At 40.7% G+C, this 17,869-nt stretch carries 27 protein-coding genes; 23 read left to right on the forward strand and 4 right to left on the reverse strand.

Features of this window, described 5'->3' with window-relative positions:
- The first annotated feature begins 4 nt into the window (after window positions 1–4).
- From PSE72_RS00280 to PSE72_RS00305, 6 genes are all read left to right on the forward strand, one after another.
- On the forward strand, window positions 5–1,054 hold the full coding sequence (locus tag PSE72_RS00280; RefSeq protein WP_209102743.1) for a helix-turn-helix domain-containing protein: 1,050 nt from the start codon (window positions 5–7) through the stop codon (window positions 1,052–1,054).
- Entirely contained in the window at window positions 1,051–1,299 is a 249-nt protein-coding gene (locus PSE72_RS00285; RefSeq protein ID WP_228367627.1) for a hypothetical protein, read from the forward strand. Before PSE72_RS00280 ends, PSE72_RS00285 begins: the two co-directional genes overlap by 4 nt.
- Complete coding sequence (locus PSE72_RS00290) at window positions 1,299–1,832, forward strand: phage N-6-adenine-methyltransferase (protein WP_209102742.1); 534 nt, start codon at window positions 1,299–1,301, stop codon at window positions 1,830–1,832. Before PSE72_RS00285 ends, PSE72_RS00290 begins: the two co-directional genes overlap by 1 nt.
- Window positions 1,829–2,176, forward strand: a complete 348-nt coding sequence (locus PSE72_RS00295) for a hypothetical protein (protein WP_209102740.1) — start codon at window positions 1,829–1,831, stop codon at window positions 2,174–2,176. The genes PSE72_RS00290 and PSE72_RS00295 overlap by 4 nt, the downstream gene beginning before the upstream one ends.
- 172 nt (window positions 2,177–2,348) lie before the next feature.
- Window positions 2,349–2,891 (forward strand): DUF968 domain-containing protein, encoded by a 543-nt coding sequence (locus tag PSE72_RS19885; protein ID WP_213942583.1) that lies wholly within the window; start codon window positions 2,349–2,351, stop codon window positions 2,889–2,891.
- Window positions 2,892–2,922: 31 nt separating this feature from the next.
- Window positions 2,923–3,360 (forward strand): antiterminator Q family protein, encoded by a 438-nt coding sequence (locus tag PSE72_RS00305; protein ID WP_004911675.1) that lies wholly within the window; start codon window positions 2,923–2,925, stop codon window positions 3,358–3,360.
- Between the two features lie 71 nt (window positions 3,361–3,431).
- Here PSE72_RS00305 and PSE72_RS00310 read toward each other — a convergent pair whose 3' ends face one another.
- Window positions 3,432–4,334 carry a hypothetical protein gene (locus PSE72_RS00310; RefSeq protein ID WP_272663090.1) on the reverse strand — a complete coding sequence of 301 codons (903 nt, stop codon included), beginning with the start codon at window positions 4,332–4,334 and terminating at the stop codon, window positions 3,432–3,434.
- A 181-nt stretch (window positions 4,335–4,515) separates the two neighbouring features.
- Here PSE72_RS00310 and PSE72_RS00315 point away from each other — a divergent pair, with 181 nt between their 5' ends.
- Window positions 4,516–5,130 (forward strand): hypothetical protein, encoded by a 615-nt coding sequence (locus tag PSE72_RS00315; RefSeq protein WP_213942580.1) that lies wholly within the window; start codon window positions 4,516–4,518, stop codon window positions 5,128–5,130.
- A gap of 151 nt (window positions 5,131–5,281) precedes the next feature.
- Here the strand turns inward: PSE72_RS00315 and hdeA are convergent, their stop codons facing one another.
- Window positions 5,282–5,584 (reverse strand): acid-activated periplasmic chaperone HdeA, encoded by a 303-nt coding sequence (hdeA, locus tag PSE72_RS00320; RefSeq protein WP_006662224.1) that lies wholly within the window; start codon window positions 5,582–5,584, stop codon window positions 5,282–5,284.
- Window positions 5,585–5,827: 243 nt separating this feature from the next.
- Between hdeA and PSE72_RS00325 the strand changes: the two genes are divergently transcribed.
- Together PSE72_RS00325 and PSE72_RS00330 are read left to right on the forward strand one after the other, a co-directional pair.
- Window positions 5,828–6,241, forward strand: a complete 414-nt coding sequence (locus PSE72_RS00325) for a hypothetical protein (RefSeq protein WP_117162341.1) — start codon at window positions 5,828–5,830, stop codon at window positions 6,239–6,241.
- Between the two features lie 669 nt (window positions 6,242–6,910).
- Entirely contained in the window at window positions 6,911–7,102 is a 192-nt protein-coding gene (locus PSE72_RS00330; RefSeq protein ID WP_117162340.1) for a hypothetical protein, read from the forward strand.
- On the opposite strand, the gene PSE72_RS00335 is transcribed toward PSE72_RS00330, so the two are convergent.
- On the reverse strand, window positions 7,079–7,300 hold the full coding sequence (locus tag PSE72_RS00335; protein WP_109913314.1) for a hypothetical protein: 222 nt from the start codon (window positions 7,298–7,300) through the stop codon (window positions 7,079–7,081). The two genes, PSE72_RS00330 and PSE72_RS00335, sit on opposite strands and share 24 nt — an antisense overlap.
- A gap of 164 nt (window positions 7,301–7,464) precedes the next feature.
- Here PSE72_RS00335 and PSE72_RS00340 point away from each other — a divergent pair, with 164 nt between their 5' ends.
- The 4 genes from PSE72_RS00340 to lysC are packed head-to-tail and all read left to right on the forward strand — an operon-like array spanning window position 7,465 to window position 8,796.
- Window positions 7,465–7,665, forward strand: a complete 201-nt coding sequence (locus PSE72_RS00340) for a phage holin family protein (RefSeq protein WP_109913315.1) — start codon at window positions 7,465–7,467, stop codon at window positions 7,663–7,665.
- Window positions 7,646–8,215: a lysozyme gene (locus PSE72_RS00345; protein ID WP_272518522.1), complete on the forward strand. Its 570-nt coding sequence runs from the start codon at window positions 7,646–7,648 to the stop codon at window positions 8,213–8,215. Before PSE72_RS00340 ends, PSE72_RS00345 begins: the two co-directional genes overlap by 20 nt.
- 58 nt (window positions 8,216–8,273) lie before the next feature.
- The gene (locus PSE72_RS00350) at window positions 8,274–8,654 is read left to right on the forward strand and encodes a hypothetical protein (protein WP_272690854.1); all 381 of its coding nucleotides are present in this window, start codon (window positions 8,274–8,276) and stop codon (window positions 8,652–8,654) included.
- Window positions 8,572–8,796, forward strand: coding sequence for an Rz1-like lysis system protein LysC (gene lysC / locus PSE72_RS19890; RefSeq protein WP_442958879.1), 225 nt, complete (start codon window positions 8,572–8,574; stop codon window positions 8,794–8,796). Before PSE72_RS00350 ends, lysC begins: the two co-directional genes overlap by 83 nt.
- 1,248 nt (window positions 8,797–10,044) lie before the next feature.
- On the opposite strand, the gene PSE72_RS00355 is transcribed toward lysC, so the two are convergent.
- Window positions 10,045–10,278, reverse strand: coding sequence for a DUF1161 domain-containing protein (locus tag PSE72_RS00355; protein WP_109913318.1), 234 nt, complete (start codon window positions 10,276–10,278; stop codon window positions 10,045–10,047).
- Window positions 10,279–10,408: 130 nt separating this feature from the next.
- Here PSE72_RS00355 and PSE72_RS00360 point away from each other — a divergent pair, with 130 nt between their 5' ends.
- From PSE72_RS00360 to PSE72_RS00405, 10 genes are all read left to right on the forward strand, one after another.
- The gene (locus PSE72_RS00360) at window positions 10,409–10,894 is read left to right on the forward strand and encodes a hypothetical protein (protein ID WP_164560852.1); all 486 of its coding nucleotides are present in this window, start codon (window positions 10,409–10,411) and stop codon (window positions 10,892–10,894) included.
- Complete coding sequence (locus tag PSE72_RS00365) at window positions 10,891–11,190, forward strand: hypothetical protein (RefSeq protein ID WP_238562740.1); 300 nt, start codon at window positions 10,891–10,893, stop codon at window positions 11,188–11,190. Before PSE72_RS00360 ends, PSE72_RS00365 begins: the two co-directional genes overlap by 4 nt.
- Window positions 11,132–11,479 (forward strand): HNH endonuclease, encoded by a 348-nt coding sequence (locus PSE72_RS00370; RefSeq protein WP_109913118.1) that lies wholly within the window; start codon window positions 11,132–11,134, stop codon window positions 11,477–11,479. Before PSE72_RS00365 ends, PSE72_RS00370 begins: the two co-directional genes overlap by 59 nt.
- A gap of 338 nt (window positions 11,480–11,817) precedes the next feature.
- Complete coding sequence (locus PSE72_RS00375; protein WP_272690855.1) at window positions 11,818–12,336, forward strand: KilA-N domain-containing protein; 519 nt, start codon at window positions 11,818–11,820, stop codon at window positions 12,334–12,336.
- 21 nt (window positions 12,337–12,357) lie between these two features.
- Window positions 12,358–12,852: a phage terminase small subunit P27 family gene (locus PSE72_RS00380; protein ID WP_004911637.1), complete on the forward strand. Its 495-nt coding sequence runs from the start codon at window positions 12,358–12,360 to the stop codon at window positions 12,850–12,852.
- Window positions 12,849–14,579 carry a terminase large subunit gene (locus tag PSE72_RS00385; RefSeq protein WP_272571722.1) on the forward strand — a complete coding sequence of 577 codons (1,731 nt, stop codon included), beginning with the start codon at window positions 12,849–12,851 and terminating at the stop codon, window positions 14,577–14,579. Before PSE72_RS00380 ends, PSE72_RS00385 begins: the two co-directional genes overlap by 4 nt.
- A gap of 9 nt (window positions 14,580–14,588) precedes the next feature.
- Window positions 14,589–14,765 carry an ABC transporter ATP-binding protein gene (locus PSE72_RS00390; RefSeq protein WP_162598872.1) on the forward strand — a complete coding sequence of 59 codons (177 nt, stop codon included), beginning with the start codon at window positions 14,589–14,591 and terminating at the stop codon, window positions 14,763–14,765.
- A gap of 2 nt (window positions 14,766–14,767) precedes the next feature.
- Window positions 14,768–15,997, forward strand: a complete 1,230-nt coding sequence (locus tag PSE72_RS00395) for a phage portal protein (RefSeq protein ID WP_196723628.1) — start codon at window positions 14,768–14,770, stop codon at window positions 15,995–15,997.
- A complete protein-coding gene (locus PSE72_RS00400) occupies window positions 15,975–16,622 on the forward strand; it encodes an HK97 family phage prohead protease (RefSeq protein ID WP_196723644.1) in 648 nt (215 codons plus the stop codon). Before PSE72_RS00395 ends, PSE72_RS00400 begins: the two co-directional genes overlap by 23 nt.
- Window positions 16,623–16,632: 10 nt before the next feature.
- The gene (locus PSE72_RS00405) at window positions 16,633–17,844 is read left to right on the forward strand and encodes a phage major capsid protein (RefSeq protein ID WP_272690856.1); all 1,212 of its coding nucleotides are present in this window, start codon (window positions 16,633–16,635) and stop codon (window positions 17,842–17,844) included.
- The last annotated feature ends 25 nt before the right edge of the window (window positions 17,845–17,869 follow it).

A 17,869-nucleotide genomic window follows, 5' to 3' on the forward strand; every position in this document is an offset into this window, starting at 1 on the left:
CAGCATGAGCGTAAAACTATCAAGTTATGTATGGGATGGCTGCGCAAGTGCAGGTTTGAAAATAACCTCTGTTGCGATAATGGCCCGTCTCGCCGACTTTTCAAATGATGATGGTGTCTGTTGGCCATCGGTACCGACAATTGCTCGTCAAATAGGTGCGGGTGAAAGTACTGTACGTACCGCTATTAAAAACTTAGAAAAAGCCGGTTGGTTATCAAGCGAAAAGCGCCGTAAAGGTAATCGTAACGCAAGTAATATCTATCAATTGAACGTTGATAAATTAGCTTCAGCGGCAATGGCCGCACTTTCTCAACCGCCAGTTTCTGATACGTCAAATTCTGACGCATCAAAATCTGTTGCATCAAAATCTGTCCCGTCAGAATCAAGCAAAAATAATCGTTTTGACCCGCCAGAATCTGGGGGCGATCCGTCAGTAACTTCAAAACATGATCCATTAGTAACTAACTCTTTGTCGCAGAATTCTTGCGAATCCAGCGACCAGTCAAAAATTGATTTTTTAAATCGTTACCCAGAGGCGGTGATTTACAGCACTAACTTTCAAAAATGGGGCTCAGCCAATGACCTCAAATGCGCGGAATGGTTATTTGAGCGCAAGTGCGAGGTATTCAAAGAACTTGGCCTGAAAGAACCTAAAGCCCCAAATCTTACTGATTGGGCTAACGAAGTTCGCTTGATGGTCAGCGTTGACGGGCATAGCCACAAAGAAATTTGCCAATTCTACAAACGCGTTATTCAAGATGATTTCTGGAAGAAAAACGTTCAGTGCCCAAGAACACTACGCAACCAGTGGGATGACCTCACATTGCGCCTTGCTGGTGAGCAAAAAGTTAAGGTCGATGCTGTTGAGCGTGATGAAGCATTCACAAGAATTATTGGTTCCCGTTCAAAACCTCAAAATCGTATTGAGGAAATTGCAAGTGAACTGGCTGGGAAATCAGGCGTTCGTCGCATGACGGACTTTGTAGGCCGCAAGGCATGGGCAGGTATTTGGCAACAAGCAGCAGAGCAAGCAGCGAAAGAGGTGACAGCATGATGCGTAGTGAAACTAAAACAATCTATTGTGTTGACGTTCTAGGCATGATTGCCATGTTCAAACAGCTACGTAAATGGCGCACTATTTGCAAGCTTCGTAACAGATGGAATCAATCCCGTTGTGATTTAGTGACTTGCAGGAAGTTTCGCCACTTAAACCATCATGCTGACCATTTTCAAGTTCAGCAGCGTTATAAGCATATGCGCGAGTATGTTAAATCCCACCAGCAGCGAGGCGTTATCTAATGGCTGTTTATTCAAGTAATACTGCTCCAGAAGATAAAGATTGCTGGCAAACACCTCAGTGGTTATTTGAAGCTTTAACGCTTGAGTTTGGTTTTTGGTTAGATGCTGCTGCAAGTGAGCAAAATGCTTTGTGCTCATATTTCTTAACTATAGAACAGAATGCATTACAAAGTGATTGGGTAAGTCGTGGCGCCATATGGTGTAACCCGCCTTACAGTAAGATAAAACCGTGGATCGTTAAAGCTGCGGAACAATGCACAAAGCAAAACCAACCAATAGTGATGTTATTGCCAGCGGATAAATCAACATCTTGGTACTCATTGGCGCTAAAAAGCGTTGATGAAGTTCGAACTATTATCGATGGCCGTATTAATTTTGTTGATCCCAATACTGGAAAAGAGAAAAAGGGCAATAGTAAAGGCTCAATTCTTCTTATCTGGCGTCCATTTGTAGAGCCAAAGGCAATTGGGACACACGTCTCAAAAAATCGTTTGATGGAGATAGGCAAAGCAATCTTAGGGGAGGTGGTATGACTCCTTTGTATCTAAGAATCGCGAGCGAATTCAAAGCAGGTAACGAAATAACAACCAAGAAAATCAGAAGTATATATGCATCATCTAATAATCATACAAAAATCACGGTAGATTTTTTGCTCAGAGCTAAAGCGATAAATAAAACAGGAAGAAAAGAAGGAGCTTTTAGTATTTATGTGCTTCAGCAAGATGCATATGAGAAAACAGTCGAACTAGACAATAAAAGCAAGAGATATAGAGCAAAAACAAATCGGCATGTTAAGTGTGATGTTAAAGAGTTAATGAAAACGCATAACCCATTGATATTAAAATTCAATACATTACTGGCGGAGGTTAGACAGTGAAAAACAAAATGCCAGAAATCAATCAATGCAAATGCGGTAGTGAAGATTTGCATATACAAACGCTTGAATATCGCACTTGGTTTTACGTTTATTGCCACGGCTGTGGGGCGAAAGGCCCAGCAGTAAATGATAAGCCATCAGCAATAACAATTTGGAATGAAATGATATCGAAATGAGCAAATCATGGATATTAACTCCAATTCCCGTTCCTGAGCTTGGTGCTGTGATATTTAGACCAGGAGTGAGCGAGCTATCAAATTTTAATGGTCGCATGCTCATTATCCCAGTACCGAATTCACTAAGCGATAAATCAATAGGGCCTATCTCTCTTTCTTCATCATTCCTCAGCGACGAGTTTAATGATGTTGAAGAAATAAAACAGGTATTAAAATTAACTGTAGATCCCGAGCCACCAGCTAGCTTGATGTTAAAGCCGAAGCTGCAGCGCTGGACTAATGATAAATACCTGCAGTGGGTAAAATCACAGCCATGTTGTGTCTGTAACTCTATCGCGCATGATGCACATCATCTAATAGGCCATGGTCAGAGTGGAATGGGCACTAAGGCCCATGATTTGTTCACTATTCCATTGTGTCGTATTCACCACAGCGAGTTGCATAAAGATCCAAATGGGTGGGAGCGCGAGCATGGAAGCCAGTTGGTTTTGTTGTTTCGATTTCTAGATCGGTCTATTGGTCTGGGTGTTTTCGGTTAATGCGTTATGCGGAACGCAGGAGACTTTTTGCATGAGAGATATTCAGTTAGTTTTACAAAAATGGGCTGGTTGGGCGAGTGATAATCCGGGGGTTGATTATTCTCATATTGCAGCAGGTTTTAAAGGTTTAATCGTAAATAAAGAGCCGTCAAGGGAATCATGCAGCGATGACGATGGAATAACCATCGACAGTGTTATAGCTAAGCTGAGACAAGTTCGAAAAGAAGAAGAATTAAATTTGATAGTATTGCATTACCTTTACGGTGTATCTAAGCGCAGTATTGCCAAGGAATGGAAAATGAGCGAAGGGCGAATTCGGCAAATGATGCAAGTCGCTGAGGGCTTTGTTGATGGCTGTCTGGCTATGTTGGGTGTAGCCCTAGAAATGGATTCTGATGTTATTAATAAAGTAAAAGTGATAGATAGTAAAAAAGTATTAGTGCGCTACGCAAATTCGATGCTATTGTGATAAGAGTGAATACGTTGTAACCGAACTTATAGAATGAAACCTCACTAACGAAATGAGGTTTCAAAGCTATCTCATGGGGTACTTAGAAGATATTCATACCGCTCTGGCAATAAAGCATATTCACCCCATTTAACATCATCTGACCAGTAACCAGAACCGACTTCTTTCATTGGTCCATAGAAAATAACAATTCGACCCAGTTGTTCAGTGGTGATGTTTTTTCTATCAAGCCCGTCCAGTTTAACTTTTATACGAACATCACTAATTGAGTTTTGAGTGTTTACTCTGAAATATATATGTGCAGTGTTTGAAAATCTATCGATCCTTAAAATTTTTCCCCAGTAAAACGTTGGGGTAGTAATTTCACCTTCAATATCATTAACATCGATAAGTAGATCTCTGAATAATTTAGGTATAACTTGACCGCTATTAGCTATGTATATGTATTTATAATAATTCTCGTCAAAGTTTCTACATAATCCTGCTACAGTACTAATTTGACTTGGAAGAGCATAATTCTCCCCTCTGTGTCTTCCTATTGGAGCTTGAATTACAGGCCCATCAATATTTTCATTTGGGCCAGTATATTCAGGATTCTCAATATCTTGATTTTCAGGCTCATCATTCATAAATCCACTAATTACTGCTAATTGATGATTCTGTATTGCTTGTTGAGCTTCAGTTTCACTTTCATATCGCCGACCAGGAGCACTTATACTCCTTAGTGGGCAATATGTTTCACTATGACTAGGGAGGTGGAAAAAGGCTCTTCTTCTTCCATTTGAGGTCACTTCAGTATTGATTGGGCGAATAGATATAGGCGTGTAGCAAGAAGGGCAGAATAAATGACCTCTCATTTCATGCTCATAGTCTTCAGGGGTTTTTCGCTGAGTTCTGTCTAATAATGAAATTGCTTGATGGCTATGAGACCAGTTAGGGTCATAATAGGCGTATTGAATAAGTCTTTCTGTCATAACGACGGTCCTTATTGAATATAAAGTTACTATAATAAATGATAAATATTTTTAATCTAAAATTGATTTTATAAATGTGATTGAAGTTACATACAATGTAGCATTGAGTTTCGTCGGTGTGGCGTCTCATGTAATATAGTGGCATGTCTTATTAGAATTGGTTATGTAATGGAGTTTTTGAATGGAATGGAAAGGAATACCTTACTCATTGGATGCTAAGGAAATAGTAGAGTCAGTTAATGGCATAACCACGGTGGCTGTAGACAAAATTCCTACTGTTATTGTGAGCACTTCTTTTCCTTGGGAAACAGTTGTTAGCTCAATTATCGCGGCTATGATCCCTTCATTTATCGCTTGGTATGCTATAAGAAAAAATTTTCAATTAGCCAAATATCAGCATGAACTTTCAGTAAATAAAGATCTTGTAAATTTATTCAGGGTTTCGGTGGCTGATTTCATTACAAATATAACCCTTTTAGTTAACTTAATTAAGCATGCCAAAGAAATGAAGCTATGTGGCGATACTGAAAATGAGCGATATAAGTTAGAAGAAGCGAGAGGTGTGGATAAGCTAGTTCATCACTACTGGAATAAAATACAGCTTATGCTTGATTCATCTGGAAATCATGAGGCATTTGAAAGTAGCTTAGTAAATATAATTTGTATTACAAACGAACTAAAACATAGCACTGCTTATCACACAAATATTGATGATAATTTATCTAGATTTGAAAGCTCGCTGGATGAGGTAATAGAAAATGCTAAGGTTATTATTAATATTCACGAGAAGAAGTAGGGTATAACCTTACAAAAATTGGAAGCCTCGCGAAGCGGAGTTTTTTTATACCCAAAATAAACATAAGACTTGCTGTTCCCACCTGTCAGAGTTACATGTGTAGTTATGCATAATAAAAGAAAACCCCACCTAAGCAGATGGGGTCTTTAGATTACATTTTTTTCAAATGAGCTTCGACTTTTTGAATAAATGATTCTTTGGGAGCTTTTTCGCAAGCTTCAACGATTAACGGAGTGGATGTTTCGATACCACTAATATCTAAAGTAGGGTCTTCTACCTTACCTTTCTGGGTGATAATCTCAGCAGCACCAATTGCTGTTGGATAAAATGCATCATCGATTGCTAAAAAATCTTCGCACGTCCATTTAGATACAGGTTTTGCATCTGTTGCAGCGAAAGCTGATGCAGATATCAAAGACATTGCAATTGCAGTAGCAAACAGTGTTTTCTTCATTTAATTGCCTCACTTTGTTTGTTAAACATAAATACAACCAGCAAGTAAAATATAGATATTGATGGTAAAATTTCAAGTAGGTTTTGGGATATAATGCGGGTACTTGAAAAGAATAAATATCATCCCGATATAGGAGATACACCGTATTTCACTTAATCGTGGCGTCCCATACTAGGTAAATTAGGATTACGGTGTAGACCCGCCAGTAATGGCGGGTTTTCTATTTAAGAGACTGTTTTTGTTATGAGTAAAATATTTAATTTTATTATTGCGTTATTTTTACTAGGTGCTGGCTTTGTGCTAGGGCTAACTCTTTCCTATAAAGATGATGTGAGTGTTATTGAAAGAACAAAGCGCACTGTGCTTGGATATTTGAATAGCCCTAAATTAGAGTCTTTTAAAGACATGGAATACCACTTCAATAAAATATCTCATAATGGTGGAGAGGTTGGTTATGTTTGTGGCTATGTATCACGACACTATGACTTTGTCAGTGAAGTTGAATTTAAGCGCTTTGTGGTTAAAGTATATATAAAGCCTGATGGGGAAATTAATATATCAATACCAGCGATAGATGGCGTTGGGGAAGTTTTTGATAAATCGCAAATTGACAAACTGTGGAATAGTTATTGTATATCACCCACGCTCAGCAAGTAAAAAAAACCACCTACAGCAAGAGGTGGCGGTATACATACCATTGGGAAAAACCAGAAAAAAAGCTCTCTAAATGTTTGCAGATTAATTTATATCACTAACGTTACTTAAGGTAAATATACAAAAGCAACTCGATTTACACAATGGAAACTCTATTTATCGGCATCTATCTTGCGCATAGTGATTTTAAAGTAAGTAGGATTTTCATTGTGGAGAATGGCAAGGCTGATTGGTTAACTCGCATGGGGTATCTGTACTTATCAGGATAGAAGCGTACACGCCTTGGGGAACCTGAACACCATATACTCTTAGTGCATCCCTCCACAATACCTATAACTGTCTTATCGTTTCAATAATGTTTAATTGGGGAACTGAACTTACCGCCCTCAATTAGTCTAAAATCTTACACAAATATTAATGTGAGGTATTAAATGAGGCTATTGATAATCGTTTTTGCGGTAATGCTTTCTGCGTGCGTATCTTCTGAGCAAGATTTTAGCAAGGAAAGACCTAAAGATGACCCTTATGCTGATAGCACATTAAACAGTGTTAAGGATAGCCAGAGAGCAATAATAGACCAGAAGGCATATAACAGAAGGTATTAATTCAGTAGGTGAGAATCAATCAAGGGCTGCGCATTGCGTGGCCTTTTTCTATTTAAGAGAGGTAGTTATGAGTCGAAATATCAAAAAAGCACGAATTACCCGTATTTCTAAGGTAAAAGCGGATCGTAGTTTAGATGAACGAGTAACAGCATTAGAAAAACAGCTTGAAAGTGCCAATCAAGCTGTTAACTACATACAAGAAACCAACGCAGTGGCAATGAACGAACTAAGACTATTAGTCACATCTCGTGCTAGCTAAAAATTGCTGATAGGCTAATCTTCCAATTTCATCTATTGTTTTATTTTTTAAATCGTTAGAAACAGCATCAATACCAATCATTGCATTCATACCATTGACGTTTAAGCTTACATTTACCAAATATTTAACATTGGGAATTGGGTCTACTACATAAGCATGAGATAAATCATAAACGCCATTAACAATAAATTTAGACATAAAATCCTCACTCCGAAGTTAATCAGCCATCCCTTCGGTAAGTCACATAGGGCTGAACCTCTAACTTATCTCAAATACTGATTAAATTCATGAATCTAAATTTAGCTGCTATTACTGGTGGCTTTCTATTAACTAAACATTGGAACACTCCGCAGGGGGTGGATATGCGTATGCACGAAAAATACTCAAGCCCCTTTTCTTATGCATTAGGAGTAATAACCACTGCGGCAGGGGCGTTATCTTTAGACCAATGGGCGGTGCTCATCGGGATTATTTGTACTGTCGCTACCTTCTTAGTGAATTGGTACTACAAACGGAAAGAATTCAAATTAAGAGAGGCTAACAGTGGCAAAAATACCAAATAAAATAAAAATGGCCGCTGCAGCTGGTGGGCTGGTGACCTTAACTGTTGCGATGATTGCAGAGTTTGAAGGGTATGAGTCCAAGCCTTACCGTGATGTAGTGGGAGTTCTTACTGTATGTTATGGGCACACGGGCCCCGACATTATCCCCACAAAAACCTATACAAAAGCCGAGTGTTATGCGCTGTTAGAAAAAGACTTGGCAATTGTCGCTAAGGCTGTGAACCCTTTAATTAAGGTTAATATCCCTGATTACACAAGGGCTGCACTTTACTCTTTCACTTATAACGTCGGAACAGGGGCATTCTCACGTTCTACGCTACTTAAAAAGCTTAACGCTGGTGACCAAGCTGGCGCATGTAATGAACTTAAACGCTGGATATATGCTGGGGGCGTCAAATGGAAAGGGTTAATGACAAGACGAGAAGTAGAAAAAGCCGTATGCCTTGGCGAGTTCGCTTATGCATATCCGCTTTCATTATCGGATTCCCTATCTACTTGGCAACTGGAGTATATGTACTCAGAGATGATACCTGCGGTATTGACAAGGTAAGTTTAGAAAAACGATGTCAAAAAGCCCTAGATCACTACCGAGGTAAGCAGGTGAATTTATGAAAATAGATAATTCATTCTGGTTATTTTTAGCGCTATTTGCTGTGAGCTGGTGGGCTGTAACGCTTTATGACAGCAATATTTTGGTAAAAAAAGATATTGAGCGATTAGAAAATGAAGCGGCTACAAGTCAATTCATATTATCCACCGTTTTAGAACTTTCGGTAACGTTTAATGAAATCTCACGAAATAACCTTAGGGAACGTGACGCGGCGGCAGTGGCTTCTAAAACGGTTAAAACCATTATCAAAACCGTTATTGTGGATGATAAGTGTGCTGCTATTGATGCTCCTCGTAATGCTACTGTCGAGTTGCACAAACACGCGAATAGAATACGTTCAAACGCCATCAGTGTCCATTCCAGCTCATCTACTCAATGATTGTTTACCTGAATACATCCCTGAGACATTTCCTTGGGGTGACTCTCTATTGATAAATGAGTCGCTACTAACAGTTATCGAGCAATGTAATTTAGATAAAAAAGCCATTAGAGAGATTGAAGCGGCTAGGCATAGTAAATAACAAGGTGGTAATTATGTTTAATAGCTTACCTGGATCAGGAGCATTCCTTTTACTTGGTTTCGTATGCGCAGCGCTTGGATGGGGAGTAATTGAAGGTCTGATTTATCTCTATAAGTGGATATTTTAGACAATAAAACAACATGAGTTATTGAGGTCAAATAATAAGAGTAATAAAAAGTAGCATTGCACCATATGCTGAGGCAAGAAAAAGAACGACACCAATTAGCGTTCTAAATGCTGCTCCCGATGGGGATGCTTCTTTTATATCTTTGAAGCAATAGTATGTGCACATGATTAACATAAATTCAATTACAATCCCTGTCATGTGATATTCATTCATAATTAGCACTCTTTACTTGGTTAATTGCAACTAGTTGTACATAAGTTAAATATTAATAGCTATCAACTAGTTATTGGTGGTTTTATTATGTAGGAAAGCAGCACGGAAAATTGAAGGGAAAAGGGTAAAAAAATAGCCCATACCACCGCCTAGTGGAATATGGGCTAACTATATACACTGCCTAGTAGGTTTATTGTTATATATGTCTATTTTTAAGATTAATACATTGACTGATGAATAAGTGTAAAAAATCTTAACTAAATATGTCAGCCTAGCAATTGCGGGGCTTTTTAATGGAGAAATAACATGGCAACACAAGGCTTCGATAAACCATCTCAATTCCGTGAAGAGTTGGATAAAAGCATTCCGAAAGAATAAAAAAAGCCCCTCGTTGGCGCGGGGCGAAATATTCGATTAATAGAACCAATTTTTTGTTTATGAATACCCAAATGTCAAATGGGTGTGCGAATGGTACCAACATAGGTTAAATAATCTAGGTATAAATTGTTACGAAATACGGAAAAGAATATTGAAAAACGCGTATGCAAATAAAAAAAGCCCCTCTATAGAAGGGCATATCTAATGGAAATGCATCTTTATCATTATTGTTGTAGGACCAGTCATCCTTAACCAGCGGCAGGATATTATCACTACTTATTGCTTAATCCAAATCGGAGTATTTATTGATGAGCAAAATCGTATTAATACCAGAAAAAATCAAGTCTCTTCATGAGTTAGCGCGGGAGGAAGGGTAACTGTCTTACACTATTGAAGTGGGCAAAGCCTTTGATGGTGATAATGTTGTTTATGAAGGTCTAGTGGCTTATTCAGATTCAATCGAACACGGCGTTCTACAACTCGAATAAAAAGTGAGAGGGCTTTGAATAAAGCCCTCTGCATAGCAGCAATTATTTTTTTGTATAAATAATTTGCTGTGTTTCATTTGAACAGTTACCAACAACAGTACCTTGCTGTGATGCAGCTTCTTCATTGGAAACGACAGTAATGGTAAAACCCTCTTCAGGCACACCATTATTAATAATCTTTTGTGTAATCTCTTCAACAACACTGTCGCATGAAGCATTTGCAATCACTGGAGCAACGAACGCTACGAGTGCGGCAACAATTATTTTTCTTTGCATTTTGATACCCTTAATTGATTTGAAAAAAGTAAGTAAAGAAATTTATTGTGAAGCGATGTGAGTATACTTAAATAAAATATCCATAGCCATCAGCTAATCACTGGTGGCTTTTTCATTTATGGAGACAGACATGTCAGATAAAAAAGAAATAGCCACCCTATCTATAAAGATATCAGTTGATAGCACTGACTTAGATAAGCTGGAAGCACAATTAAAACGTATTGAAGGGCTGATGATTAGCACGGGACTGAAGCAGCCAGCAAGTGTTGGATTTAGCGCTGATAAGTTCTTTATTACAAATGGTCAGGTATTTATTGATAGCTCTTATATAACACCGGCACCCATTCCGAGCTTAAAGATAAAAGGCATAGCAATAGATAGTGCTATGCGACAGGCAGCAAAGGAGGGCGCTGAAGACGGATTTTTAACGGCTACAACTAAAACAGAAACAGACGAACAGCGTAGAATCAAAGGGTTGGAAACTAAATTTAGCCTATTGCAATCATCTATGACATCAATACAACAGACCATAGCTGATTCAGATAGAGCATTTGCAGCTTCCCTAGAGCGAGTTCATGCCGATATTCAATCAGCTAAGTCTGGATGGCAATTATGAGCAACTCACAGCCAAGACAATCGGTTTGCAACAGTGAATCTAAGGGATTCAATGAGGTGCTCAAACTCATTGCTCTTCATTTAATAAAGACGGCTATCACAATGTTTGGTGATAAAGAGTTACCACCTGAAGTGGAAAAGCAAAGAGCAACTATTGATTCTGATATCAAAGAGCAGCAGATGATGGTTGATAGATTGCTGAATGCCGCACCACAACAAGCGACTGTAGGAGTTACCGATGCCGCCACGTATCCCTCGTGCTTGCCGAAAGCGCGGATGTACCAAGACAACGACTGACCGTAGTGGTTACTGCCAAGAACATATGAGTACAGGGTGGGAGAGCCACCAGCCCGGCAAGAGCCGACATGAGCGAGGTTACGGTTCTAAGTGGGATAAGATACGACCTCGAATCCTTCAGCGTGATAAATATCTTTGTCAAAACTGCTTACCTCGGGCTGTAGAAGCCAAGACTGTCGACCACATCATACCTAAAGCACATGGTGGTACTGATGATGATGGTAACTTGCAATCACTCTGCTGGCCTTGCCATAAAAGGAAGACAGCAACAGAGAGATTACGCAAGTAGCTGTTATATATGAATATTTATATTAGTGATAATAATTATCATCTATGGGGAGGGGCGGGTAAAATCTCTACCCCTCTCGCCCTCTAGGACTGCCGCTTCAAGTGAATTTTTATAACCGCGAAAAATGAAATTAAAACTGGCTGACTGTTTAGCCTAATTTATGTATCGAAAATCACTGGCCTCGCAATTGCGGGGCTTTTTGTATCTGCGCATTCACAGCGCACAAATTAAAAACCACAGAGCCTTACAGAAAGTCGAGCCTGAGAAATCCCGTAATGGTGTTTCTGTGGGCGGTATTTCTGTGTGAACAGGTTCGATTTTCTATAAGGATCCACACCATGAATCACCTCAAAGTAAGTATCAATGGAGTATCAGTTAGAGTTGATAGTGAGGGGCGTTATAACCTCAATGATTTGCATGCCGCGGCAGTTGCTGACGGAAAAGCAACAGAATCACAGCGGCCTGGTGTCTTTCTAAAAAGCCGCCAAGTGAAACGATTTGTTCAAGCTTTGAGCGATGCAACAAAAAGTGCATCGGTCAAAGTAATAAAAGGCGGATTAAATCAAGGTACTTGGGCTTTAGAGCTTGTTGTTATTCGATATGCCGCTTGGCTAAAACCCGAATTTGAAATTTTGGTTTATAACACTTTCCGTGATGCCGCTCGTAAAGGCCTCGATGTGTTATCGAGATTGAATAAATTGGATTATATCATTAACACTGAAACTAAAAATGTAAGTGGTTGTGCGAGAGCGATGGCTAATTGGGGATCTGGTGGGCGTAAGCAGTTGTTACTTGCAGCAAGAGAGCGAATTGTTTCTGAAGCACAAATCTATTTACCGGGCATTGATGATTATTAATGCTTTATTGGAGGTTCTATTATGGCTGGCACTCCGGGCAAATCTGGTCGTCGCCCGAAGCCTACGGCCAGAAAAGAATTGGCCGGCAATCCGGGGAAACGTGCATTAAATAAAGATGAACCAGTATTCACGCCACTAAAAGGTGTGGCACCACCTGATTGGTTCACTGAGAACGAATTAGAGCTAGCCATTGTTATGTGGGATCTGACGATAAAAGAACTCTGCGGACAGGGTATTTTATGCATTACCGACCTTGCTGTGCTTGAGCGCTGGTGTGTTGCTTACCATATTTGGCGCAATGCAGTTATTGCCATCATGCGAGATGGAACTCGCTTAATAGGTGCGACGGGTGGCCCAATAAAAAACCCTGACTTAACGACAAAAAAAGAGCAGGAAAGCGAAATGGATCGTACTGGCGCAATGTTGGGTTTAGATCCGAGCAGTCGCCAGCGGTTAATTGGCATGGCAGGGCAAAAGAAACAAGATAACCCCTTTATGAGGATTATTTCATCATGAGCCGTAAATCTTACCCAAACGTCAATGCGGCAAATCAATATGCGCGTGATGTGGTTCGCGGCAAGGTTGTAGCGTGTCAGTATGTCATTGATGCTTGCCAACGACACATTGATGATATGGCCCAAGAGAAAGGGCGTAAATTCCGCTATCGATTTGATAAAGACTTGGCAGAACAAGCCGCTAAATTCATTCAGTTATTACCCCACACAAAGGGAGAGTGGGCGTTTAAGCGCATGCCTATTACACTCGAACCGTGGCAACTTTTTATTGTTTGTTGTGCGTTTGGCTGGGTGCAAAAGGGCACAAAACTCAGGCGTTTCCGTGAGGTTTATACTGAGATCCCCCGTAAAAATGGGAAATCGGCTATTTCTGCAGGTGTCGCATTATACTGTTTTACGTGTGATAACGAATTTGGTGCTGAGGTTTATTCAGGTGCAACAACCGAAAAGCAAGCGTGGGAAGTGTTCAGGCCTGCAAAATTGATGTGCAAGCGAACACCGTTACTCACAGAAGCATTTGGTATTGAAGTGAACGCCAAGAACATGAACCGTCCTGAAGATGGTGCGAGGTTTGAGCCGCTCATAGGTGATCCGGGGGATGGTCAATCGCCACATTGCGCTATTGTCGATGAGTATCACGAACATGATACGGATTCGCTCTATACAACGATGTTAACGGGGATGGGGGCAAGGCGACAGCCGTTGATGTGGGCTATCACTACAGCAGGTTATAACATTGAGGGGCCTTGTTACGATAAGCGCCGCGAAGTGATTGAAATGTTGAATGGTACGGTACCGAATGATGAATTGTTTGGTGTCATTTATACCGTAGATGATGGCGACGATTGGACAGATCCTAACACGCTGAAGAAAGCCAACCCGAATATGGGGGTTTCAGTCTACAGTGAGTTTTTAATTAGTCAGCAAAACAGAGCAAAAAATAACCCTCGACTTGCCAGCATCTTCAAAACAAAGCATTTAAATATCTGGGTTTCAGCACGCTCAGCGTATTTCAATATGTTGAGCTGGCGCGAATGTGAAGATAAAACCCTGACATTAGAAATGTTTGAAGGGCAATCTTGTGTTCAATCGCTCGACTTGGCCAGAAAGTTGGATATGAACTCACGGGTTAAACTGTTTACTCGTGAAATTGACGGCAAGCGGCACTATTACTGCATTTCTCCGAGCTTTTATGTGCCTTATGATGCTGTTTTTAGCTCAGATATTGAGAATCAACGAACTGCAGAACGCTTTAGAAAGTGGGTTGAAACTAAGCATCTGAAGTTAACAGACGGTGCCGAAATTGATTATCGCGTTATTTTAGAAGATGCCAAGGCAGATAACTTGAATAACCCGATTGAAGAAAGCCCGATCGACCCTCACGGCGCAACAAACTTATCTCACCAACTGGCTGATGAGGGATTAAACCCTATCACCATTGTTCAAAACTACACGAATATGTCTGATCCAATGAAAGAACTTGAAGCCGCGATTGCTTCAGGGCGTTTTCATCATGACGGCAACCCCATTATGACATGGTGTATGGGGAATGTGGTGGGTAAATATTTACCGGGTAACGATGATGTCGTTAGGCCTATAAAAGAGCAAAATGAAAATAAAATTGACGGGGCTGTAGCACTTATTATGGCTGTTGGTCGGGCTATGCTGAACGAACAGGAAGAAACGCTCTCATCTGTTTTATCGTCAAGAGGTTTAAGATCCCTCTAAGGAAACTCAATGAAATTTTTAACAATTACAGCCTTATTGGTTGGGATTGCTGGTGCCTGTTTATTGTCGTTTGGTGCTTGGCAAGTTTACCCCGCGGCGGGGTATATAACAGCGGGTGGACTATGTTTGTTTTGGTCATATCTGGTTTCAAAATCCATGAGCCAACCGAAAGATGATAAGGAGTAATTATGTTTTTTCCTGGTCTATTTCGGAAATCGAATGAGGGGATGACTTCACATGAACTCAGCGAGTTAATTGGGCTTTCTTATGATACCTATTCAGGTAGACGGGTAAGTCCGCAGTTAGCGATGCAATTAACCGCGGTATTTAGTTGTGTTCGAGTTTTAGCGGAATCTGTTGGGATGTTGCCGTGTTCCTTATATGAGCAGCTAGAAAAAGGAAATCAGCGGGCAATACGAGAAAGAGTCCATAAGCTAATATCAGTAAAACCCAATAACTATATGACATCTCAAGAGTTTTGGGAGTTGCTGATCGCTTGCTTGTGTTTACGGGGTAATTTTTATGCTTACAAGGTCTACGCGCTAGGCGAAGTGGTTGAATTACTCCCTCTTAACCCCGGTTCAGTTACCCCAAAATTAAACAGTAATTGGGAGCCAGAATATAACGTCGCATTTCCAAATGGTAAGAGTGAAACATTAACACAGTCTGAAATTTGGCATGTACGCATTTTCACACTAGATGGATTAACCGGACTCAGTCCTATCGCTTATGCAAAACAAGCTGTTGGCCTTGGCTTGGCGACTGAAGAGCATGGCGCGAGATTGTTTGGTAATGGTGCTGTAACCAGTGGTGTTTTACAAACAGACCAATATTTAAAGGATGATGCTTATGAACGGTTAAGGGAAGATTTTGCGGGCAGACATCAGGGATTAGTTAATGCTCATAAACCTATGATCCTAGAAATGGGATTGAAGTGGCAGCAAATTAGCTTGTCTGCTGAAGATGCACAATTTCTTGAAACGAGAAAATTTCAGCTTGAAGAAATCTGTCGTATCTTCCGTGTACCGCTTCATATGGTCCAAAATACGGATAGGGCCACGTTCAATAATATTGAAAACCTTGGGATCGGGTTTATCAATTACTCTTTAGTTCCTTATCTTACACGTATCGAACAGCGCATTAATGCTGGGCTTGTTAAATCAAGTAAGCAGGGTGTTTTTTATGCCAAATTTAATACAGGCGCACTGCTACGTGGTGATATGAAGTCGCGATTTGAATCTTATGCAACGGGTATCAACTGGGGGATTTATTCGCCAAATGAGTGTCGTGAATTGGAAGAGCTAAACCCACGTGAGGGTGGTGATATTTACCTTACACCAATGAACATGACCACAAAGCCAGAATCCTCAAAACAGGAGGGGGAAACGCATGTCGATAATGACAAAACAACGGCTTGATGTACCACTAAAAATTAAGTCAGTCACCGACTCGGGAGAGTTTGAAGGCTATGGCTCAGTTTTCGGCGTGAAAGATAGTTATGCGGATATTGTGATGCCGGGTGCTTTTCTTAACTCACTGAATCAGTGGAAAGAAAAAGAGTCATTACCCGCCATGCTTTGGCAGCACAAAATGTCTGAGCCGATTGGTATTTATACCGAAATGCGGGAAGACAGCACGGGGCTCTATGTCAAAGGGCGATTACTCATTGATGACGACCCCTTATCTAAGCGCGCGCATGCACACATGAAGGCCGGATCACTATCCGGCCTTTCTATTGGATACATCCTCAAAGATTGGGAGTATGACCGCAATAAAGATGCCTTTCTATTGAAGGAAATCGATTTGTGGGAGGTCAGTTTAGTGACATTTCCCTCAAATGATGAAGCCAGAGTCAGTGATGTGAAGTCGGCATTTGCTCGAGGCGAATTACCCACACAAAAAAGTATTGAGCGAGTCCTGCGCGATGTTGGGCTTTCGCGAACACAAGCTAAGGCCTTTATGGCTAAAGGCTACGATGCACTTTCTCTGCGTGATGCTGAGCAAGAGGCTATCAACACATTGAAATCCATTTTTGATAAATAAAGGTACTATTATGGCTGTAGATCATAAAGACGTTAGTGAAGTTGCGCAGGAACTTAAAGGTAAATTCGAAGAGTTCACCCAAAAAAATGACAAGCGCATCGATGCGATTGAAGCAGAAAAAAGTAAACTTGCGGGCCAAGTTGACACGTTAAACGGCAAGTTATCGGAGCTGGATGAATTAAAAACTAGCTTAGAAGCTGAACTGGCTGAAATTAAGCGCCCTGATGGTAGTGTAAGCGCGACAAAAGAGGTGACTGAACACAAAGCCGCCTTTGAACAGTTTGTTCGTAAAGGGAAAGAAGATGGTCTTGCTGATTTAGAGCGTAAGGCTATGCAAACGGGCTCTGATCCAGACGGTGGCTTCGCAGTGCCAGAAGAATTAGATCGCAGCATCATTACTGCTCTGCGCGATGAAGTGGTTATGCGTCAGGAGTGTAATGTTATTACAGTGGGTACGCCTCACTTTAAACGCTTGGTGAATCAAGGTGGTACAAATAGTGGTTGGGTTGGTGAGGTGGATAAACGCCCTGAAACTACAACCTCAAAACTTGCCTCTATTGAGCCAGTGTGGGGGGAAATTTACGGAAATCCCGCAGCAACACAAACCATGCTTGATGATGCGTTCTTTAATGTTGAGCAATTCATTACGGGTGAGCTGACGATTGAATTTGCTGAGCAAGAAGAGGCGGCTTTCACTCATGGTGATGGTATCAAAAAGCCAAAAGGCCTATTAGTCTATGGCAGTGACGAACAAGCTGATAAAGATCGCGATTGGGGCAAATTGCAGCATCTGTTACTGAAAAAACCGACAGAAATTACCGCTGATGAAATCATGAAACTGATTTACACCATGCGTAAAGCTTACCGCTTGGGCTCTAAGTTCATGATGAACAACAATACCTTGTTCCAAGTTCGTACGCTGAAAGATTCTCAGGGTAATTACTTGTGGCAACCGGGCTTGCAATTAGGTCAACCTTCCGCATTACTGGGTTATGGCATCGCAGAAAATGAGCAGTTTTCTGATGTTGTTGCAGACTCAGCACCTGTTGCATTTGGTAACTTTAAGCGTTGTTACACCATTCTTGACCGTATTGGCGTCCGCATGTTGCGTGACCCGTACACCAACAAGCCATTTGTGCATTTCTATACCACTAAGCGTGTTGGTTCAATGATGACGGATAGCAATGCTGTGAAGCTGCTGAAAGCGCCAGCAGCTAAATAATTACAATGTTATCCATGGCGGCTTA

The sequence above is a fragment of the Providencia sp. PROV116 genome (genome assembly GCF_028482485.1).
Lineage (GTDB): Bacteria > Pseudomonadota > Gammaproteobacteria > Enterobacterales > Enterobacteriaceae > Providencia > Providencia rettgeri.

What these genes read in the sequence shown, in the direction of transcription:
- PSE72_RS00280 (WP_209102743.1), top strand. Translation starts at nt 5, where the DNA reads ATGAGCGTAAAACTATCAAGTTATGTATGGGATGGCTGCGCAAGTGCA.
- PSE72_RS00285 (WP_228367627.1), top strand. Translation starts at nt 1,051, where the DNA reads ATGATGCGTAGTGAAACTAAAACAATCTATTGTGTTGACGTTCTAGGC.
- PSE72_RS00290 (WP_209102742.1), top strand. Translation starts at nt 1,299, where the DNA reads ATGGCTGTTTATTCAAGTAATACTGCTCCAGAAGATAAAGATTGCTGG.
- PSE72_RS00295 (WP_209102740.1), top strand. Translation starts at nt 1,829, where the DNA reads ATGACTCCTTTGTATCTAAGAATCGCGAGCGAATTCAAAGCAGGTAAC.
- PSE72_RS19885 (WP_213942583.1), top strand. Translation starts at nt 2,349, where the DNA reads ATGAGCAAATCATGGATATTAACTCCAATTCCCGTTCCTGAGCTTGGT.
- PSE72_RS00305 (WP_004911675.1), top strand. Translation starts at nt 2,923, where the DNA reads ATGAGAGATATTCAGTTAGTTTTACAAAAATGGGCTGGTTGGGCGAGT.
- PSE72_RS00310 (WP_272663090.1), bottom strand. Translation starts at nt 4,334, where the DNA reads ATGACAGAAAGACTTATTCAATACGCCTATTATGACCCTAACTGGTCT.
- PSE72_RS00315 (WP_213942580.1), top strand. Translation starts at nt 4,516, where the DNA reads ATGGAATGGAAAGGAATACCTTACTCATTGGATGCTAAGGAAATAGTA.
- hdeA (WP_006662224.1), bottom strand. Translation starts at nt 5,584, where the DNA reads ATGAAGAAAACACTGTTTGCTACTGCAATTGCAATGTCTTTGATATCT.
- PSE72_RS00325 (WP_117162341.1), top strand. Translation starts at nt 5,828, where the DNA reads ATGAGTAAAATATTTAATTTTATTATTGCGTTATTTTTACTAGGTGCT.
- PSE72_RS00330 (WP_117162340.1), top strand. Translation starts at nt 6,911, where the DNA reads ATGAGTCGAAATATCAAAAAAGCACGAATTACCCGTATTTCTAAGGTA.
- PSE72_RS00335 (WP_109913314.1), bottom strand. Translation starts at nt 7,300, where the DNA reads ATGTCTAAATTTATTGTTAATGGCGTTTATGATTTATCTCATGCTTAT.
- PSE72_RS00340 (WP_109913315.1), top strand. Translation starts at nt 7,465, where the DNA reads ATGCGTATGCACGAAAAATACTCAAGCCCCTTTTCTTATGCATTAGGA.
- PSE72_RS00350 (WP_272690854.1), top strand. Translation starts at nt 8,274, where the DNA reads ATGAAAATAGATAATTCATTCTGGTTATTTTTAGCGCTATTTGCTGTG.
- lysC (WP_442958879.1), top strand. Translation starts at nt 8,572, where the DNA reads ATGCTACTGTCGAGTTGCACAAACACGCGAATAGAATACGTTCAAACG.
- PSE72_RS00355 (WP_109913318.1), bottom strand. Translation starts at nt 10,278, where the DNA reads ATGCAAAGAAAAATAATTGTTGCCGCACTCGTAGCGTTCGTTGCTCCA.
- PSE72_RS00360 (WP_164560852.1), top strand. Translation starts at nt 10,409, where the DNA reads ATGTCAGATAAAAAAGAAATAGCCACCCTATCTATAAAGATATCAGTT.
- PSE72_RS00365 (WP_238562740.1), top strand. Translation starts at nt 10,891, where the DNA reads ATGAGCAACTCACAGCCAAGACAATCGGTTTGCAACAGTGAATCTAAG.
- PSE72_RS00370 (WP_109913118.1), top strand. Translation starts at nt 11,132, where the DNA reads ATGCCGCCACGTATCCCTCGTGCTTGCCGAAAGCGCGGATGTACCAAG.
- PSE72_RS00375 (WP_272690855.1), top strand. Translation starts at nt 11,818, where the DNA reads ATGAATCACCTCAAAGTAAGTATCAATGGAGTATCAGTTAGAGTTGAT.
- PSE72_RS00380 (WP_004911637.1), top strand. Translation starts at nt 12,358, where the DNA reads ATGGCTGGCACTCCGGGCAAATCTGGTCGTCGCCCGAAGCCTACGGCC.
- PSE72_RS00385 (WP_272571722.1), top strand. Translation starts at nt 12,849, where the DNA reads ATGAGCCGTAAATCTTACCCAAACGTCAATGCGGCAAATCAATATGCG.
- PSE72_RS00390 (WP_162598872.1), top strand. Translation starts at nt 14,589, where the DNA reads ATGAAATTTTTAACAATTACAGCCTTATTGGTTGGGATTGCTGGTGCC.
- PSE72_RS00395 (WP_196723628.1), top strand. Translation starts at nt 14,768, where the DNA reads ATGTTTTTTCCTGGTCTATTTCGGAAATCGAATGAGGGGATGACTTCA.
- PSE72_RS00405 (WP_272690856.1), top strand. Translation starts at nt 16,633, where the DNA reads ATGGCTGTAGATCATAAAGACGTTAGTGAAGTTGCGCAGGAACTTAAA.